At 68.4% G+C, this 17,969-nt stretch carries 11 protein-coding genes and 1 pseudogene; all 12 read left to right on the top strand.

Annotated features, from left to right (window positions below):
- Positions 1-136 precede the first annotated feature (136 nt).
- Entirely contained in the window at positions 137-2,950 is a 2,814-nt protein-coding gene (locus ACFYX4_RS38695; protein ID WP_389344225.1) for a GH116 family glycosyl-hydrolase, read from the top strand.
- Positions 2,947-4,023 (top strand): family 43 glycosylhydrolase, encoded by a 1,077-nt coding sequence (locus tag ACFYX4_RS38700; RefSeq protein WP_389344227.1) that lies wholly within the window; start codon positions 2,947-2,949, stop codon positions 4,021-4,023. Before ACFYX4_RS38695 ends, ACFYX4_RS38700 begins: the two co-directional genes overlap by 4 nt.
- Positions 4,024-4,548: 525 nt before the next feature.
- Positions 4,549-5,691, top strand: a complete 1,143-nt coding sequence (locus tag ACFYX4_RS38705) for a LacI family DNA-binding transcriptional regulator (protein WP_389344229.1) — start codon at positions 4,549-4,551, stop codon at positions 5,689-5,691.
- Between the two features lie 370 nt (positions 5,692-6,061).
- On the top strand, positions 6,062-7,459 hold the full coding sequence (locus ACFYX4_RS38710) for an ABC transporter substrate-binding protein (protein ID WP_389344231.1): 1,398 nt from the start codon (positions 6,062-6,064) through the stop codon (positions 7,457-7,459).
- A gap of 78 nt (positions 7,460-7,537) precedes the next feature.
- Positions 7,538-8,479: a carbohydrate ABC transporter permease gene (locus tag ACFYX4_RS38715; RefSeq protein ID WP_389344233.1), complete on the top strand. Its 942-nt coding sequence runs from the start codon at positions 7,538-7,540 to the stop codon at positions 8,477-8,479.
- A complete protein-coding gene (locus ACFYX4_RS38720; protein WP_389344235.1) occupies positions 8,476-9,411 on the top strand; it encodes a carbohydrate ABC transporter permease in 936 nt (311 codons plus the stop codon). Before ACFYX4_RS38715 ends, ACFYX4_RS38720 begins: the two co-directional genes overlap by 4 nt.
- A 49-nt stretch (positions 9,412-9,460) precedes the next feature.
- On the top strand, positions 9,461-11,644 hold the full coding sequence (locus tag ACFYX4_RS38725; protein WP_389344237.1) for a beta-galactosidase: 2,184 nt from the start codon (positions 9,461-9,463) through the stop codon (positions 11,642-11,644).
- A gap of 21 nt (positions 11,645-11,665) precedes the next feature.
- Positions 11,666-13,471, top strand: coding sequence for an RICIN domain-containing protein (locus tag ACFYX4_RS38730; protein ID WP_389344239.1), 1,806 nt, complete (start codon positions 11,666-11,668; stop codon positions 13,469-13,471).
- Between the two features lie 194 nt (positions 13,472-13,665).
- A complete protein-coding gene (gene araB / locus ACFYX4_RS38735) occupies positions 13,666-15,345 on the top strand; it encodes a ribulokinase (RefSeq protein WP_389344241.1) in 1,680 nt (559 codons plus the stop codon).
- A 65-nt stretch (positions 15,346-15,410) separates the two neighbouring features.
- Positions 15,411-16,928: an L-arabinose isomerase gene (gene araA / locus ACFYX4_RS38740; protein WP_389344243.1), complete on the top strand. Its 1,518-nt coding sequence runs from the start codon at positions 15,411-15,413 to the stop codon at positions 16,926-16,928.
- Positions 16,929-16,963: 35 nt separating this feature from the next.
- Complete coding sequence (gene araD, locus ACFYX4_RS38745) at positions 16,964-17,689, top strand: L-ribulose-5-phosphate 4-epimerase AraD (RefSeq protein ID WP_389344245.1); 726 nt, start codon at positions 16,964-16,966, stop codon at positions 17,687-17,689.
- A gap of 111 nt (positions 17,690-17,800) precedes the next feature.
- Positions 17,801-17,945 (top strand): annotated as a pseudogene (locus ACFYX4_RS38750) (transposase); the annotation flags it as partial.
- Between the last annotated feature and the right edge of the window lie 24 nt (positions 17,946-17,969).

The following is a 17,969-nucleotide window of genomic DNA, read 5'->3' on the forward strand; positions in this document are numbered from 1 at the left end:
CACGCACACCCACCCCTGGACGCACTACCCATCGGTAGACGGACACGGGGCATGTAGCCCGGCACGCCGGCTCGCGGGCGTCGGCCGCAAGGGCGATCGGTACCGCCTTCGATGCATTGACCCCGAAAGGACTGGCATGGAGCCGCAGGACAGTTCCGGACTGGACACGACACGCGAGGGCGGAGGCTTCCCGCGGAGGGCTTTCCTGCGCGGGGGCGCGCTCTCCGTGGCCGGGCTCGTCGCCGCAGGCGAGTTCGGTGGATTCCCGACCCTTCACTCGACCCCGACCGCCCACGCGTCCCCGCTCAACGCGGTGAGAGGGCCGGAGGCGGCGTACGTCCGCACCTGGGGCCTCGCACCGGACGGCCCCTGCGAGGCGGCGGCAGACTCGGAGTGCCGCACCGGTCAGCCCTCGGGCCTGCGCGGGTTCGCGGGTGGGATGAGCGTGCCTGGTCTGGGCATCCCGCTCGGCGGCGTCGGCGCCGGCTCGTTCCACTACAACCTGTTCGGGACCTTCGGGCCGTGGAGCATGGGCGGTTCACAGGCGTCGGACTGGTGGGACATGCGCACACTCCCCCAGGCGGCCTTCCACATCCGTGAGCAGGTCGCGGGTGCCTCGGGCGGCCCGACCGTCAAGACCCTCGCCACGCGGCACGACCACATCGCCCCGCAGCGGGACTTCGACGGCGTTCTTCCGCGGTGGAACCAGCTCAACCCCGGTGACGGCACCTATGCCGCGTTGTACCCGTTCGGCTGGACCACCTACAACGTGTTCAAGTCGAAGGTGTCCATGCGCTTCTGGTCGCCGATAGTGGCCGGCGAGGACGAGCGCACCTCGATGCCGGTGGCCTTCTTCGACGTGGAACTGGCGAACCCCACCACGAAGACGGTCGACCTCTCGGTGATGTTCACCTTCCCCAACGCCGCTCCGCATCCCTCGGGGACGACGCGCACCGGGCTCTACAGCCGGTTCGACACGGACCGGTCAGGCGTCGCCGGTGTGACGCTGGGCTCGGACGATGCGACGAACACGCCCGACTCCTACAAGTCGGAGTGGGCCATCGCCGCCCTGCCGGCCACGGGCCAGAAGCTGACGTACACCACGTCATGGAACGGGGCGGGTGACGGGAGCGACATCTACGAGCCGTTCTCCTCCACGGGCAAGCTGCCGAACAGCGCCCTGGACGACTCGAACTCGGCAGGCGCCGTCGCCGTGACCGCGCAACTGCGGCCAGGCCAGAAGACAACCGTCCGATACGCCCTTTCCTGGGACTTCCCGCAGGTGTACTACGACGGCGCCCCCCAGGGCCGGGCCGTCTGGATGCGCCGGTACACCGAGTTCCTCGGCGCCACCTCGACGGCCACCAACGACTACGTCCCGAACTCGTACCCGTTCAAGCAGGCCTTCACCATCGCCAAGCGTGAGCTGGCGCGGCACGTCGACTCCCTCGCCGCTGTCGAGGCCTGGTGGAAACCGATCGCCGAGAACCCGAAGTACCCGGTGTGGCTGCGGAAGGCAGCCCTGAACGAGCTGTTCGGCATGGTCTTCAACGCCTCGTTCTGGGAAGCCGGCCTGGTCAGCAACACCATCCCGCCCGCGCCCGGCGGGCCTCGCCTGGGTGCGGAGATCCCCAACACGCACCTCTTCTACACCATCGACGCCGGAAGCGGCGGCGCAGGGGCCAACGAGATGGACGTCGACAGCTTCGGGTACCTGCTGTACACGAAGCTGTTCCCCAACATCGAACTCGGGTGCCTGCGCGCCTGGTTGCAGCTGACCAAGCAGGACCGGTGGGGGCGGGTGCCCCAGCAGATCATGGCCGACACCGGTCCGTTCATCAGCGCCACCGCGTCCAATCAGGGCGCCCCCTCGGCAACGTCCGAACCCGTCTTCGGCGCACCACCTCCCGGCACCGATGACCTCGGCGCGCTCTTCGACCCCGCGGGCGGCGACGCGTTCCGGGACTGCTTCCACAAGCTCATCTACCGGGTGTACGCGCTGTATCAGGAGACCGGCGACAAGAGCCTGCTGACCTACGGCTATCCCCAGATGCTGCGGACGCTGAAGCACTCTCAGTTCTTCCGCCCGCCCGGCTCCCACCTCCCGGCGGACCCGCCGTCGAACAATCCGGCGAACACTTACGACCAGCTCCTGGTCAACGGCCACGGCATCTACAACTGCCAGTTGTATCTGCTCTCGCTGCAGATCCTCTCGACGCTCACGCCCAAGGCCAGAGCCCTGGGGATACCCGAGGCCACGTCCGCCGTCCAGAGGGAGATCGACACCGAACTGGCCGCAGCGAAGGAGGAGTTCGAGGAGCTCTTCTGGAACCCCAAGACCGGGCGCTACCGCTACTGCGACGGCACCGGCGGCATCGAGGGACGGACCGGCGACATCTTCGGCGCCAAGAAGCCGGTGCTGCCGAAGGACGCGGCCTTCTTGGACGCGTTCTACGCCCAGTGCGTCGCTTCCCAACTCGGCCTGCCCAACCTGATAAACCTCCGACGCGCCCGCAAGCACTGGCACAACACCCTTGATGCCTTCCTGGCGCCCAAGGACGCCGATGGCGTTCCCGTAGGGCCGCCCATCATCCTGGACGAGAACTTGAAGCCCTACCCGATGGACTACATCCAGCCTGCCCCCGGCCGTTTCGTCCCGGAGATCGCCGACGTGTGGCCCGGCACGACCTGGATGGCGACGGCGGCCGCCGTGCACATCGGCCGCGCGACCGGCGACGGGAAACTCATCGCCAAGGCCCTGAAGATGAGCGAGGCCGTGGCGAACCGGATCTACGACGACGGCGCCACGACCCTGGGGCACGCTTTCGCCACACCGGAGTCCTGGTTCGTCGACAACCCGAACATCTCCCGGTACGCGGCCTACGCCCGAGCCCGCTCCGTCTGGCAGCTCGTCGACGCACTCGACGCCGTGCAGGGGAGTTCGAAGTGACAACACCGCCACCGCCCCAGTCGTCCATACGTCCGGGCCAGGTCTGGTACGACACGGCCAGCCACCGCATCCAGGCGCACGGCGGGTCGATCACGTACATCGACGGAACGTTCTACTGGTACGGGGAGAACAAGGAGAAGACGAAGCCCGGCAGCGGAATCTGGCACTGGGGCATCCGCTGCTACGCCTCCACCGACCTCTACAACTGGGAGGACCGGGGCCTGATCATCCCGCCCGAGCCGGACGACCCGAACTCTCCCCTCCACCCTGCCCAGCAGGTCGACCGCCCCCACATCGTCTTCAACGCGGCGACCAAGCAGTACGTGTGCTGGATCAAGATCATGGGTGAGGGGCACACCCAGGAAAGCACCGTCCTCGTCGCCGACGACTTCCTCGGCCCCTACCGTGTCGTCCGCACGGGGCTGCGCCCGCTCGGCATGAACGCCGGCGACTTCGACATCGCAGTCCATCCCGGCGACGGCAAGGCGTACTACTACTTCGAGCGCGTGCACAGCGAGCTGATCTGCGCCGACCTGACCGACGACTACACCGACGTCACCGGCTACTACTCGACCCACTTCCCCCTCCCTCATCCGCCGTACGTCCGAGAGGCACCGGCCCACTTCACGCGGGGCGGACTGCACTACCTGATCACTTCGGGCACCACCGGCTACGCCCCCAACCCGTCGGAAGTGGCCGTCGCGCGGACCTACCACGGCCCGTGGACCGTGCTGGGCGACCCACACCCCGAGGACGCCTCCGGGAACTCGTACCGCTCCCAGATCAGCTCGGTGTTCAAGCATCCGCACAAGAAGGACCTCTACATCGCCTTGGCCGACAGGTGGCTGCCCCACCTAGCACCCGAGCTGGCGGAGCCGATTCAGGAAGAGATGCGGAGGCGCTTCTCCGGAGACGCGACGGAGGACGCCTCCGATGCCTCGGCCGTCCTCCCCCCTGAACTGCTCGACCCCGACACCTCGATCGCGGACTACGTCTGGCTGCCCCTGCGCTTCGAAGGCGAGATGGCCTTCGTGGACTGGCACGACGAATGGCGGATCGAGGACTACGACTGACAGACGCACCGAACCGGCGCCGCGATGGCAGTAGACGAGCCGGAACGGGGCACACGAACCGTACGCCGACGGGACTGCGGCGTTCCGCACTGTGAGGCCCGCACCGACCGTGTGGTCGGTACGGGCCAGCAGGGCTTCCAGTCGGCGTCACGGGCTGTCCGCGGCTGAGCCTCCGACGTCGCCCAGTGCGTTCGCCCGCATTCAGCGGCGCTCGCGGCCTCATCGCCCCTCGGACAAGGCGTTCGACGCACAACCGCCGCGCCAAGAGCAGAGCCGCCACCAGCGGCTATCGCCTTCAGTTCCACACCTGAGCAGTTCGGCCGCAGGGCTGGAACTCAAAGGAAACACACCGCGCCGACCGCGCCCCGCACGCCGCGCCCGTCCTGCGCTTGGTTACGGATGCGTTCCGAACTCTTGACGACAGCCTTATGACTGCGTAGACATGACACCGCAGACAGACCGCCTGGCCAGTCACTGGCGGTTCTGACATCATCTGGCTCGTACATCCGGCCATCGGGAGACGCCATGACGCGAGGAACGGCACGGAGCGGTAACACCGCGGCTCCGCGCAGCGTGGATGTGGCCCGTCTGGCGGGGGTGTCGCAGAAGACGGTGTCGCGGGTTTTCAATGACGAGCAGTACGTCTCCGCCGATGTGCGCAGGCGCGTCCTCGAAGCCGCTGAAGAGCTCGGCTACCGGCGTAACAACGCCGCCCGGGCACTGGCCTCCGGACGCACTCGCTCCATTGGTGTGGTGACTCTGGGCACGGCCCTGTACGGACCCGCCTCCCTGCTCATGGGTGTCGAGCGGGTCGTCCGGGACACGGGATACGCGCTGCGCGTGGTCAACACGATGGAGGGCGACGCCGCGGGCGTGACCGGTGCCGTGAGTTCACTCCTCGATCAGGGCGTGGACGGCATCGTCATCTCCGAACCGATCGACGAAGCGGGTGCCGAAGGAGACGCTTCCTTCCGCATCGATGTTCCGGTCCTCGTCCTGGGTGCGCCGCTACCTGTTACCGCGCCCAGGGCGCTGACCGCGGGGGGCGGTGCCGACCTGATGGCACACTCCGCCATCGAGCACCTGCTGGATCTCGGGCACCTGACAGTCCATCATCTGGCCGGTCCGCAGCGATGGTACGCCGCCCGGGACCGCCTCGAGGGATGGCGGGCGACGCTGACCGCTCACGGCAGGGCCGTACCACCGGTCGTCGAGGGCGACTGGTCGGCCGCGTCCGGATACCGGGCGGGACGGAAACTGGCCGAAGACAGTGACGTCACAGCGGTGTTCGCCGCCAACGACGACATGGCGATCGGCCTGATCCGCGCGCTGACGGAGGCCGGACGACGGGTGCCGGAGGACGTCAGCGTCGTCGGCTTCGACGACATTCCGGTCGCCGCCTATGTGACTCCTCCCCTGACCACGGTGCGGCAGCCGTTCGACGCCGTGGCGCAGGAGGGACTCAAGCGTCTGGTGCATGCCATCGAGAACCCGAACGCAGATCCCTTACCGACGAGCGATCCACCGATCGATCTCATCATTCGCGCCTCGACCGCGCCACCACCGAGCCGGACGACCCCGGTTCGTGGCCGGCGTACCGCCTCTCGTTCACTCGGGGGCGCGGACCATCCGCCGCTCCCGAACGGAGACCCGTCCACCCACCGCTGACCCGCACCGGTCAGCCCGGACAAGAGCAAGCTCAAGGCGGGCGCGTGACTTCAGGACGAGCCGCTTTTTCCGGTCACGCCCCGCCCCTTTCGACGCCTCTGCCGCACGATCGCCGCGGGGCCGTTCCTGAACCCAGCAGGCGCTGAGCCAGGTTTCCCCACCCTCCCTGCCTCTGGTTTCGTCCCCTTCTTCTTCGGCCGCGACCGCCACCTCCGCACACTGAAGGCTCGCCGGCCCCGGTCCACGAGGACCCGCACCCGGCCCTGTCGGTGTCCGAGCCTCGGTAGGCGCGTCCGCGCCTCTCCTTCACCACGCCTCCGTACGCCCTTGCCAGGCGTGCCGTCATCTTCGCCACCGGCGGGAGTTCACCATGCTCGGAAACACGTCCACATCCATGTCCGGCCGCTCCTCGATGAGCCGTCGACTGTTCCTCACCACGACGGGTGCCGTCTCGCTCGGCCTCACTCTCACCGCCTGCGGCGGCAGCGACTCCGGCGGCTCGTCCGCTGCCTCCAAGCCTGTCAGTCAGGCCGACATCGACAAGGCGATGAAGACACCGACCGAGCTGACGTTCTGGACCTGGGTCCCGAACATCGACAAGGAAGTCGCCCTCTTCGAGGCGAAGTACCCGGCCATCAAGGTCAAGGTCGTCAACGCCGGCCAGGGCACTCCGCAGTACACCAAGTTGCGTACGGCTCTGAAGGCCGGCAGCGGCGCTCCGGACATGGTGCAGGTCGAGTACCAGGCCATTCCGACCTTCACCATCACCGACAGCCTGCTCGACCTGCGGCCGTACGGCGCCTCCGCGCTCAAGGAAAAGTTCGTCGACTGGACCTGGCAGCAGGTCAGCGGCAGCAAGGGCGAAGTGTGGGCGATCCCGCAGGACACCGGCCCGCTCGGCATGCTGTACCGCAAGGACATCTTCGACAAGCACGGCATCAAGGTCCCCACGACCTGGGACGAGTTCGCCGCCGCGGCCCGCAAGCTCCACAAGGCCGACCCCGACGTCTACCTGACCAACCTCGCGGCCAACCAGGTCGCCGCCTGGCACGGCCTGCTCTGGCAGGCGGGCGCCAAGCCGTACGTGGTGTCCGGCAAGAGTGACATCACCATCGGTGTCGACGACGCCGTCTCCAGGAAGCTCGGCGCGTACTGGGGCGGTCTGGCCCAAGAAGGGGTCGTCAGCACCGACCCGGACTTCACCGACGGCTGGTACGCCGGCTTCAACAAGGGCAAGTACGCCACCTGGATCACCGCCGCCTGGGGACCGGCCTTCCTCTCCGGCTCCGCCAAGGCCACCTCCGGTAAATGGCGCGCCGCCCCCCTCCCGCAGTGGGACGCGTCGAAGCCGAGCTCGGGCAACTGGGGCGGCTCGACCACCGCGGTCATCCGCTCCACCAAGAACCCCATCGCGGCGGCGATGTTCGCGCAGTTCCTCAACAGCGACCCGGCCAGCGCGAAGATGTTCGCCACCGAACAGTTCTTCTTCCCCGCCACCAAGGCCCTCCTCGCGGACAGCACGTTCACCGGCGACGCGCCTGCCTTCTACGGCGGTCAGAAGGTCAACCAGGTCTTCGCCGACATCAGCTCCACGGTCAACTCCTCCTTCCAGTGGCCCCCGTTCCTCGACCAGGCGGCCACCGACTGGACCGAGACGGTCGGCAAGTCCCTCGCCGACAAGACCGACACACTCCGCGCACTCGGCACCTGGCAGACGCGACTCACCACCTACGCCAAGAATCAGGGCTTCACCGTCGAGACGCCGTAACGGCCCGTCGGGTCCCGTGCGGTGGCGCGGGACCCGCTCCCCCACTGACACAGTCCCATCCCTCAGAAAGGCCCGATGATGACTGCCACGACCGCGGCCTCCCCCAAGGGCAGGAGGCGAGACGGGTCGACACGCCTCGGGCGCGGCGGCAAGAGCCGTCACCGGGCGGCGGGACCGCTGTTCGTCGCACCGTTCATGGTGCTGTTCCTGCTGCTCTTCCTCGCCCCGCTCGGCTACGCCGCCTATCTCAGCCTGTTCCAGGAACGCCTCATCGGCGGCACGGCCTTCGTCGGGCTCGACAACTACGCCCAGGCCCTGAGCGATCCGCAGTTCCTGCACGGCATCGGACGCGTCGCGCTGTTCTTCGCCATCCAGGTCCCTGTGATGCTGCTGCTGGCGCTGGTGTTCGCCCTCGCCCTCGACAGCGGGCTGCTCCGGCTCGCCCGGGTCATCCGGCTGGGCATCTTCGTCCCGTACGCCGTCCCGAGCGTGGTCGCCGCGCTCATGTGGGGCTATCTGTACGGACCGGACTTCGGCCCCTTCGCCCAGCTCAGTCGCAACCTCAGCCTGCCCGTCCCGCACTTCCTCAGCGACGGCTGGATGCTCGGCAGCCTCGCCAACATCGTGACCTGGGAGTTCGTCGGCTACAACATGATCATCCTGTACGCGGCCCTGCGTACCATTCCCGAGGAGCTGTACGAGGCCGCCGCCATGGACGGGGCCGGCGCCTGGCGGATCGCCTGGTCGATCAAGCTGCCGGCCCTGCGCCCCGCGCTGATGCTCACCCTACTGTTCTCGGTGATCGGCAGCTTCCAGCTGTTCAACGAGCCGAAGCTGTTGATGACCATCGCCCCGGACGTCATCAGCAGCTCCTACACCGCCAACCTCTACGCCTACACGCTCGCCTTCACCGGCCAGCAGGTCAACTATGCAGCCACGGTGTCCTTCCTCCTCGGCCTCGTCATCGTGATCGCCTCCTACGCCGTCCTGCTCACCGCTAACCGCAGGAGGTCCTCATGACGACCACCACCCGCATGGCCACGACCGCCGAGCCATTGACAAAGCCTCCTTCCGCCGCGCCACCTCGGCGGGGATCCGCCTCGCGGCGCCGCAGCACCCCGCTGACGATCGCCATGCTGGCGGTCCTGGCCTACTTCCTCCTGCCCCTGTTCTGGCTGCTGATCGCCTCGACCAAGAGCACCCAGGACCTGTTCAACAGCTTCGGTTTGTGGTTCTCGCACGCCCCGCAGCTGCTGACGAACGTCAAGCAGACCTTCGCCCAGGACGACGGGGTCTTCGTGCACTGGCTGCTCAACACGGTCATGTACGCGGGCGTCAGCGCGGTCGGGGCCGCGTTGCTCGCCGCCGCCGGCGGGTACGGATTCGCGAAATTCCGCTTCCGCGGTGACCGGTTCTCCTTCAACCTGGTGCTCGGCGCCGTCATGGTCCCGGCCACCGCGCTGGCGATCCCGACCTATCTGCTCTTCGCCAAGGCGGGCCTGGTCAACACCCCGTGGGCGATCATCCTGCCCTCCCTGGTAAACCCGTTCGGCCTGTACCTCATGCGCATCTACGCCCAGGACGCCGTCCCGGACAGCCTCTTGGAGGCCGCTCGGATCGACGGCGCTGGGGAAGCGCGAATCTTCGGCACGATCGTGCTGCGACTCCTCGCGCCCGGCTTGGTCACCGTGCTGCTGTTCACGCTCGTGGCGACCTGGAACAACTACTTCCTGCCGCTGATCATGCTCAATGATCCAAATCTGTACCCCGTCACCGTCGGCCTCTCCTCCTGGGCAGCGCAGGCGCAGAACGGCGGGGCCGGTGCCAGCAGCGACATGCTCGCACTGGTCGTGACCGGCTCCCTCATCTCGATCCTGCCCCTCGTCATCGCCTTCCTGCTGCTCCAGCGGTACTGGCAGAGCGGCCTGGCCGCCGGCGGCGTCAAGCAGTAGGGCCCGCAGCCCTCGTACCAGTCCCTGCATTTATCGGAGGTTTCCCCTCATGGCGGCTCTGCCTGCCCGCGTCCTCTTCGGTGCCGCGTACTACCACGAGTACACGCCCGCCTACGACCCCGAGCTCCAGCCGGACGAACAGCTGAAGACCGACCTGGACCTGATGGCCGAGGCGAACTTCACCGTGATCCGGGTCGGCGAGTCGGTCTGGTCGACCTGGGAGCCGGAGAACGGACGCTTCGACCTCGACTGGCTCCAGCCGGTCCTCGACGGCGCCCACGAGCGCGGCATCTCCGTCATCCTCGGCACACCGACCTACGCCGCACCGCAGTGGCTGGCCCGCCAGTACCCCGAGATCACCGCCGAGCGCGCCACCGGGCAGCGGATTGGCTGGGGGGCCCGCCAGGAGATCGACTTCACCCACCCCGCGTTCCGGTTCCACGCCGAGCGGGTGATCCGGAAGATCGTGGCACGCTACGCCGACCACCCGGCGATCATCGGCTGGCAGGTCGACAACGAACCTGGCCTGCACCTCTTCCACAACCGCGGGGTCTTCCAGCGGTTCGTGGATCACCTGCGGGAGAAGTACGGCGACGTCGAGACCCTCAACCGCGAGTGGGGCTTGGTCTATTGGTCGCACCAGCTGTCCGACTGGGCCGACCTGTGGACCCCCGACGGCAACGAACAGCCCCAGTACGACGTCGCCTGGCGGGAGTTCCAGGCCCGGCAGGTCACCGAGTTCATCGGCTGGCAGGCCGACATCGTCCGCGAGTACGCCCAGCCCGGCCAGTTCGTCACCACCTGCATCTCCTACACCCGCCAGGGCGTGGAAGACGACGAGATGTCGGATCGCCTCGACATCGCCTCCGGCAACCCGTACTACGACATGCAGGACGGCCTGCTGCTGCCCGACCCCACGCCCGACGCCCACGAGCAGAAGTGGAAGACCACCGGGGTGTGGTCGATGTACCAGACGGCGGACTGGATGTTCTCCTCCCGCCAGGAGCCGTTCCTGGTCACCGAGACCAATGCCCAGAGCATCGGTTTCGCGTGGGACAACCGGCCCGGTTACGAAGGCCAGTGGCGGCAGGCCGCCTGGGCGCACGTCGCGCGCGGGGCGCGGATGATCGAGTACTGGCAGTGGCAGACCCTGCGCTTCGGCGCGGAGACCTACTGGGGCGGCGTCCTCCCGCACAGCGGCCGGCCGGGCCGTGCCTATGCCGAAATCGCCCGCCTCGGCGCGGAGTTCGAGACGGCGGGCGAGCTCGTCGCGGGGCTCCAGCCGGACGCCGACATCACGATGGTCTACTCGATGCCGAGCAAGTGGCTGATGCAGAAGTATCCGCCGCTCGCGACGCCTGACGGCGGACCTGACGCTGCCGCCTACCACCGCATCTTCGACCCCTTCTACCGCGGCGCCTTCGAAGCAGGCCGCCAGGTCCGCATCGTCCACGCCCGCCAGCTGCACGACCCGCGCGGCGAGCGGGAGGGGATGACGCCGCTGGAGGCCGTGCAACGCCACCCCGTGCTCGTGGCCCCGGCCCTGTACGTCGTCGACGACACCATGCTCGACTGGCTGGAGGCCTACGCCCACGCCGGCGGTCACCTGGTGCTCGGCCCGCGCACCGCCTACGCCGACCACGAGGCCCGGGCCCGCCACGAACCGGCCCCCGGGCGGCTGGTGGAAGCCGCGGGAGTCCAGTACGACGAGTTCGGCAACCTCGCGCGCGACGTCCCGATCCGCGCCGTGCCCGGTGGCCCGTTCGAGGTGCCCGCGGATGCCACGGCGACGCAGTGGATCGAGGGCCTCACGGTCACCGACGCCGAGATGCTCGCCGTGTACGAGCACCCTCACTACGGCCGCTGGCCCGCGGTCACCACCCGCGGCCACGGCGCGGGCCGCGTCACCACCGTCGGCACAGTGCCGAGCCGCGACCTCGCCCGGGCGCTGGCCGAATGGCTGGTCCCGGCCGCGAGCAGCGGGTGGCGCGACCTCCCCGCATCGGTCACCGCGACCACCGGCACCTCACCCGACGGACGTCGTGTCCACATCGTCCACAACTGGAGCTGGGAGCCCGCGAGCGTCCCCGCCCCGGCGGACCTCTCCGACGCCCTGACGGACACCCCCGTCTTGACGGGCACGGCGCTGGACCTCGGCGCCTGGGACGTACGCGTACTCATCTCCACCGACGCCGACAGCGCGCCGACTCCTGGAGCAACCAACCGATCCTGATCCATCCCCTGAGGAGGGGCCATGCAGAGAAGAAGGCTTGGACGAGCCCTCGGAACCTTCGCGGCGACATCCGCGATGCTCGCGATACCCATGGTCAGCGCGCAGGCGTACAACCCAACGGGCGGAACCCTCTACCAGCTCGGCACCGAGCCGTGCCTGAAAGGGCGGGGCAACTGCGCGGTCTACCCGAAGTCGGCGCAACTGCCGAGCGGACGTCTGGTCGCGTCCTTCGAGAAGTCCACGGTCGTGACGGCGACGGGCAGCGCCGACAAGCAGACGCTCCCCGTCTACAAGAGCGACGACCACGGAACCACGTGGCAGCCGCTGTCCGAGGTCAAGGCTCCGGCATATCTCTCCAGCGACCCGCAGTACGCGAAGTACACGAGCAACTGGACGAACCCCTATCTGTACGTCCTTCCGCAGGACGTCGGGAATCTGAAGCAGGGCACGCTGCTGCTCGCGAGTGTCGTCTCGGGCGACGACTACTACTACAAGGAGCACAAGGCGGCCGACCCGAACTGGACGCCGACCAACGACGGCGACCGCAAGGACCTGGCGATCGCCCTCTACTCCAGCACCGACGAAGGCGCGACGTGGAAGGTCGAGAACATCGTCGCGACCGGCGGCTGGCAGGGCGGCAGCGCGGGCGCCGTCGGCCAGAACATCGCGGCCGCGAACACGAACCAGCAGGTGGACCCCCTCTGGGAGCCCTACCTGATGGTCCACAAGGGCAAGCTGGTCTGCTACTACTCCGACGAGAACGACTACACCGGTTTCGACCCGGCCACCGGCGTCCCGACCCTGGACCCCGCGAACGACACCGCCGCGGACTCGCACGGCCAGATTCTCGTGCACAAGACCTGGGACGGCCGCGGCACGAACTGGAGCGCGCCCGTCGTCGACATAGCCGGACTGACCCAGGACATGGGAGGCGGCAAGAGCGAGATCGGGGGCGGACGGCCGGGCATGACAAACGTCGTCCGCACGACGGACGGCAAGTGGCTCCTCACCTACGAGTACTGGGGCGGCGGGGCCAACACCCGGTACCGGATCGCCGACGACCCGCTGAAGTTCTTCACCGGCTCGCCCACCGGCACCGGGGTCAACTCACTGCCGATCGACACCGGTTCCCGTGCTCTCTCGACGGGCGGCAGCCCGGTCCTCATCAAGCTGCCCGGTGGCCGCCTGGTCTACAACGCCGCCGGCAGCGGCAACGTCTGGGTCAACGACAGCGGACGCAGCGACGGCGCCTGGAAGGAATACCAGACAACCTCGCAGTCCGGCTACAGCCGCAACCTCCAGTACGTCGACGGCACCGGACGCATCGTGATCCTCAACAACCAGGGGACCTCGACGCTCAAGTTCGCCGAGGTCGATCTCGGCCACACGGACGGCGCCTACTACCAACTGGTGAACCGCAAGACCGACCAGGTGATCGGCACCGGGAACAAGACCAACGACGCGAACATCGGCAACGGGGACGTGCCCGACGTCCGGCTCGAGGCCCCGGGCTCCGCGGCGAACCCGGACACCCAGTACTGGCACGTGACGACCGAGCCGAACGGCGGCGTGAGCCTGCTGAACAAGTCGGGCGGCCGCGCGGCGGCGATCTGGACCGGCAATGCCACGGCCGGCCAGAAGATCGGCCAGTGGGTCGACAACAGTGCCACCGGCAGCTGGAACCTCGTCAAGACCAGCGACGGGTTCTACAAGCTCCAGTCCGTCAAGAACACGAGCCTGTACCTGACCGGTGCGTCCGCCGGGACGCAATTGACCCTGCAGGCCGCGCTCACGGACGGCTCACAGGACTGGGAACTCGTCGAGTAGGCCCAATCTGAGGGAAGGCCACGCATCTGGGCCTGGTTTCTTCGACCAGGCCCAGAAGGGCAGTGCGACCTCGTCACTCATCATCAGTTACCCATTGCCACCGCCATATTCGTATTCCCGAACACTGACCGATATCCCGGACTTTGACTCCGCGGTACGCATGTCAGCACGATTTCTCAGAAGGACGGCCGGTTGTGAACACACCGCACGATGACCGCGCGAGCCTCGAACCCTGCGTCGTCGGAGTCGACTACGGGACGCTGTCCGGGCGGGCCGTGGTGGTTCGCGTCGCCGACGGCGCCGAACTGGCTGCTGTCGAACACCCCTACACCCACGCCGTCCTCGACCGGGAGCTGCCGGACGGGACGCCACTACCGCCCGACTGGGCCCTGCAGGTGCCCGCCGACTACACCGACGTCCTGCGCATCGCCGTGCCCGAGGCGCTGGCCCGGGCCGGCGTGCGGCCGGAGCAGGTCATCGGGATCGGCACGGACTTCACCGCCTGCACGGTCCTGCCGGTGCTCGCCGACGGCACCCCCCTGTGCGAACTGCCTGGCCTCGCGGGCCGTCCGCACGCCTACGTCAAGTTGTGGCGCCACCATGCCGCGCAGGCCCAGGCCGACCGCATCACCGTGCTGGCATCGGAGCGCAAGGAGCCGTGGCTGGCGCGGTACGGCGGAAAGATTTCCTCGGAATGGGAGTTCGCGAAGGCGCTGCAGTTGCTGGAGGAGGATCCGGAGCTCTACGCGCTGACCGACCGCTGGCTGGAGGCCGCCGACTGGATCGTGTGGCGGCTATGCGGCACTTACGTCCGCAACGCCTGCACCGCCGGATACAAGGGCCAACTCCAGGATGGCGCCTACCCGTCCAGGGAGTATTTGGCGGCGCTCAATCCGGGCTTCGCCGACTTCGTGACAGCGAAGCTGGAGCACCCCATCGGTCAACTGGGTGACTTGGCCGGGCGGTTGACGGCTGAGGCGGCGGCGTGGACGGGCCTGCCGGAGGGCATCGCGGTGTGCGTCGGGAATGTCGACGCCCATGTGACGGCGCCCGCCGCCACGGCTGTGGAGCCGGGCCGGATGGTGGCCATCATGGGCACCTCCACCTGCCATGTGATGAGCTCCGACCAGTGGGCCGAAGTGCCCGGCATGTGCGGGGTCGTCGATGGGGGCATCCTGCCGGGGCTGTGGGGCTACGAGGCCGGGCAGAGCGGCGTCGGCGACATCTTCGGCTGGTTCGTGCGCACCGGGTTCCCGGCGTCGTACGCCGAAGAGGCCGCCGCCCTCGGGCGCGACGCGCACGAACATTTGACGGCCCTCGCGGCCGGGCAGCGGGTGGGTGAGCACGGCCTGATCGCGCTGGACTGGCAGAGCGGCAACCGTTCCGTCCTGGTCGACCACGACCTGAGCGGCATCGTGGTGGGCCTGACGCTGTCCACTCGTCCCGAGGACGTCTACCGGGCGCTGCTGGAAGCCACTGCTTTCGGCACCCGCACCATCATCGAGGCGTTCGAGGCCGCCGGCGTGCCCGTGGAGGAGCTCATCGTCGCGGGCGGGCTGACGAAGAACGCGCTGCTGATGCAGATCTACGCCGACGTCACGCGCCTCCCTCTCGGTGTCATCGACTCCGCGCAGGGCCCCGCTCTCGGCGCGGCGATGCACGCGGCGGTCTCGGCCGGCGCGTACCCGGACATCCGGGCCGCCGCCCGGACCATGGGCAAGGCCCACCCGGCCGTCTACCTGCCCGACCCCGAGCGGGCCGCGGCCTACGACCGCCTGTACGCCGAGTACCGGCTCCTGCACGACTACTTCGGCCGCGGCGCCAACGAGGTCATGCACCGCCTGCGCCGCATTCGCGCCGAGGTCTCCGCCTGAGCAACACCGCCCTCTGCCCGGCAGCCAATTGCTGCGGCCGCCCCCTTTTGGAAGGAAAAAACCTCATGGAAACCAACGTCACCCCTTACCCCGACCACGAGATCTGGTTTCTCACCGGAAGCCAGAGCCTGTACGGCGACGACGTCCTGCGTCAGGTCGCCGACCAGTCCCGGAGCATCTCCCAGATCCTCGGCCGCCCCGGCAAGGTCCCTGTCAAGATCGTGTGGAAGCCGGTCCTCACCGACGCCGACTCCATCCGGCGGATGTGCCAGGAGGCGAGCTTCTCCGACGTCTGCGTGGGCGTGATCACGTGGATGCACACCTTCTCCCCCGCCAAGATGTGGATCGCCGGACTCAGCGCCCTGGACCGGCCGTTGCTGCATCTGCACACCCAGTACAACCTGTCGCTGCCCTGGCCGAGCATCGACATGGACTTCATGAACCTCAACCAGGCCGCCCACGGCGACCGGGAGTTCGGGCACATCGAGTCCCGGGTCGGCATCGAGCGCAAGATCGTCGCCGGTCACGCCACCGACCCGCGCGTCGTCCGGCGCATCGCGGCCTGGGCCCGCGCCGCCGTCGGCCGCCACACCTCACGCGGTCTGCGCCTCGCCCGCTTCGGCGACAACATGCGCGACGTCGCGGTGACCGAGGGCGACAAGGTCGAGGCCCAACTGCGGTTCGGCTACTCCGTGAACACCTACGCCGTCAACGACCTGGTCGCCGTCGTCGACGACGTCGAGGACAAGGCGACGGCCGAACTCGCCGACGAGTACGTCGAGTCCTACGACGTCGCCCCGGCGCTGCGCCCGGGCGGCATCCGCCACGACTCCCTGCTCTACGCGGCCCGCCTCGAACTCGGCCTGCGCGCCTTCCTCACCGAGGGCGGCTTCACCGCCTTCACCACCAACTTCGAGGACCTCGGCGGACTGCGCCAGCTGCCCGGCCTCGCAGTCCAGCGGCTGATGGCCGACGGCTACGGTTTCGGCGGCGAGGGCGACTGGAAGACCTCCGCCCTGCTGCGCACGATGAAGGTCATGGGCCAGGGACAGTCCGGCGGCACCAGCTTCATGGAGGACTACACCTACCACCTCGGCCCGGGCACCCCGCGCGTGCTCGGCGCCCACATGCTGGAGGTCTGCCCGTCGGTGGCCGCCGCCCGCCCCCGCTGCGAGATCCATCCCCTGTCCATCGGCGGCCGCGAAGACCCGGTTCGTCTAATCTTCGACGCCGCGCCCGGATCCGCCGTCGTGGTTGGCCTCTCGGACCTCGGCGATCGCTTCCGGCTGACTGCCAACGCCGTCGACGTCATCGCCCCCAGCGAGCCGCTTCGCCGTCTGCCGGTGGCCCGGGCCGTCTGGAAGCCCCGCCCCTCCCTCGCGGAGTCCGCCGAGAGCTGGCTGCTGGCCGGCGCCCCGCACCACACCGTGCTCAGCTCGGCCGTCGACTTGGAAACCCTGACCGACTACGCCGCCATGACCGGCGTCGAACTGCTCACCATCGACGAGCACACCAGCACCGAGCAGTTCACCAAGGAAGTCCGATGGAACGCCGCCTACCACCGCCTCGCCCAAGCCCTGTGAAGCCCGTGGACCGCATCCGAGGAGACGGACGACCGATGACCGTTCACGTCCGCGATGGTCTGCGCCAAGAGGTACTGGACGCGAACCTGGCCATCCCCCAGGTCGGCCTGGCCACGCTGACCTGGGGGAACGTGAGCGGAGTCGACCGCGAGGCGGGGGTCTTCGTCATCAAGCCCTCAGGGGTCCCGTACGAGGTCCTCACGATCGACGACCTGGTGATTGTCCGTCTGTCCGACGGCGCCGTGGTGGAGGGCGACCTGCGCCCCTCCACCGACACCGAGACCCACCGCTGCCTCTACCGCGCCTTCCCCTCCATCGGCGGCGTCACCCACACCCACTCCACCCACGCCGTCGCCTTCGCCCAGGCCCGCCGCGACATCCCCGTCCTCGGCACCACCCACGCCGACACCTTCAACGGACCCATCCCCGTCACTCGCGACCTCACCCCCGAGGAGTGCGCGAAGGACTACGAGTACAACACCGGCGTCGTCATCGTGGATCTCTTGAGGGAGGAGGACCAGAAGGCGGTCGAGGTCCCGGCGGCCCTCGTGGCGAACCACGGCCCCTTCACCTGGGGCACCACCGCCCGCAAGTCCCTGGAACACGCGATCATCTGCGAGGCCGTCGCCGACATCGCCCTCCACACCCTGTCCCTGTCCCCGACCGCCCCACCTCCCAGCCACCTGCTCGAGCGCCACTACACCCGCAAACACGGCCCCGACGCCTACTACGGCAACCCGGAGATAGCAACTTCCACGTGACGAACGCTGTCGTCACGCCCGGGGCGGTACCGGCCGACCACCTACGGTCGGCCGGAGCCTTCGTCGAAATCGGCTATGCCAAGACCGCCTCATTCGCCGGTACGGCGAAATGCCAACGGACCGACCGAGGCCATCAACGGACGGCTCGAACACCTCCGCGGCTCCGCCCTCGGATTCCGGTAACCTCACCAACCACATCGCGAGATCCCTGCTGGAAACCGGCGGCTTCAGGCCACGACTACACCCTGGATTGTGAAGAGCCGGTTTGGCTTCCGGTGTC

The sequence above is a fragment of the Streptomyces sp. NPDC002328 genome (assembly GCF_042890065.1).
GTDB lineage: Bacteria > Actinomycetota > Actinomycetes > Streptomycetales > Streptomycetaceae > Streptomyces.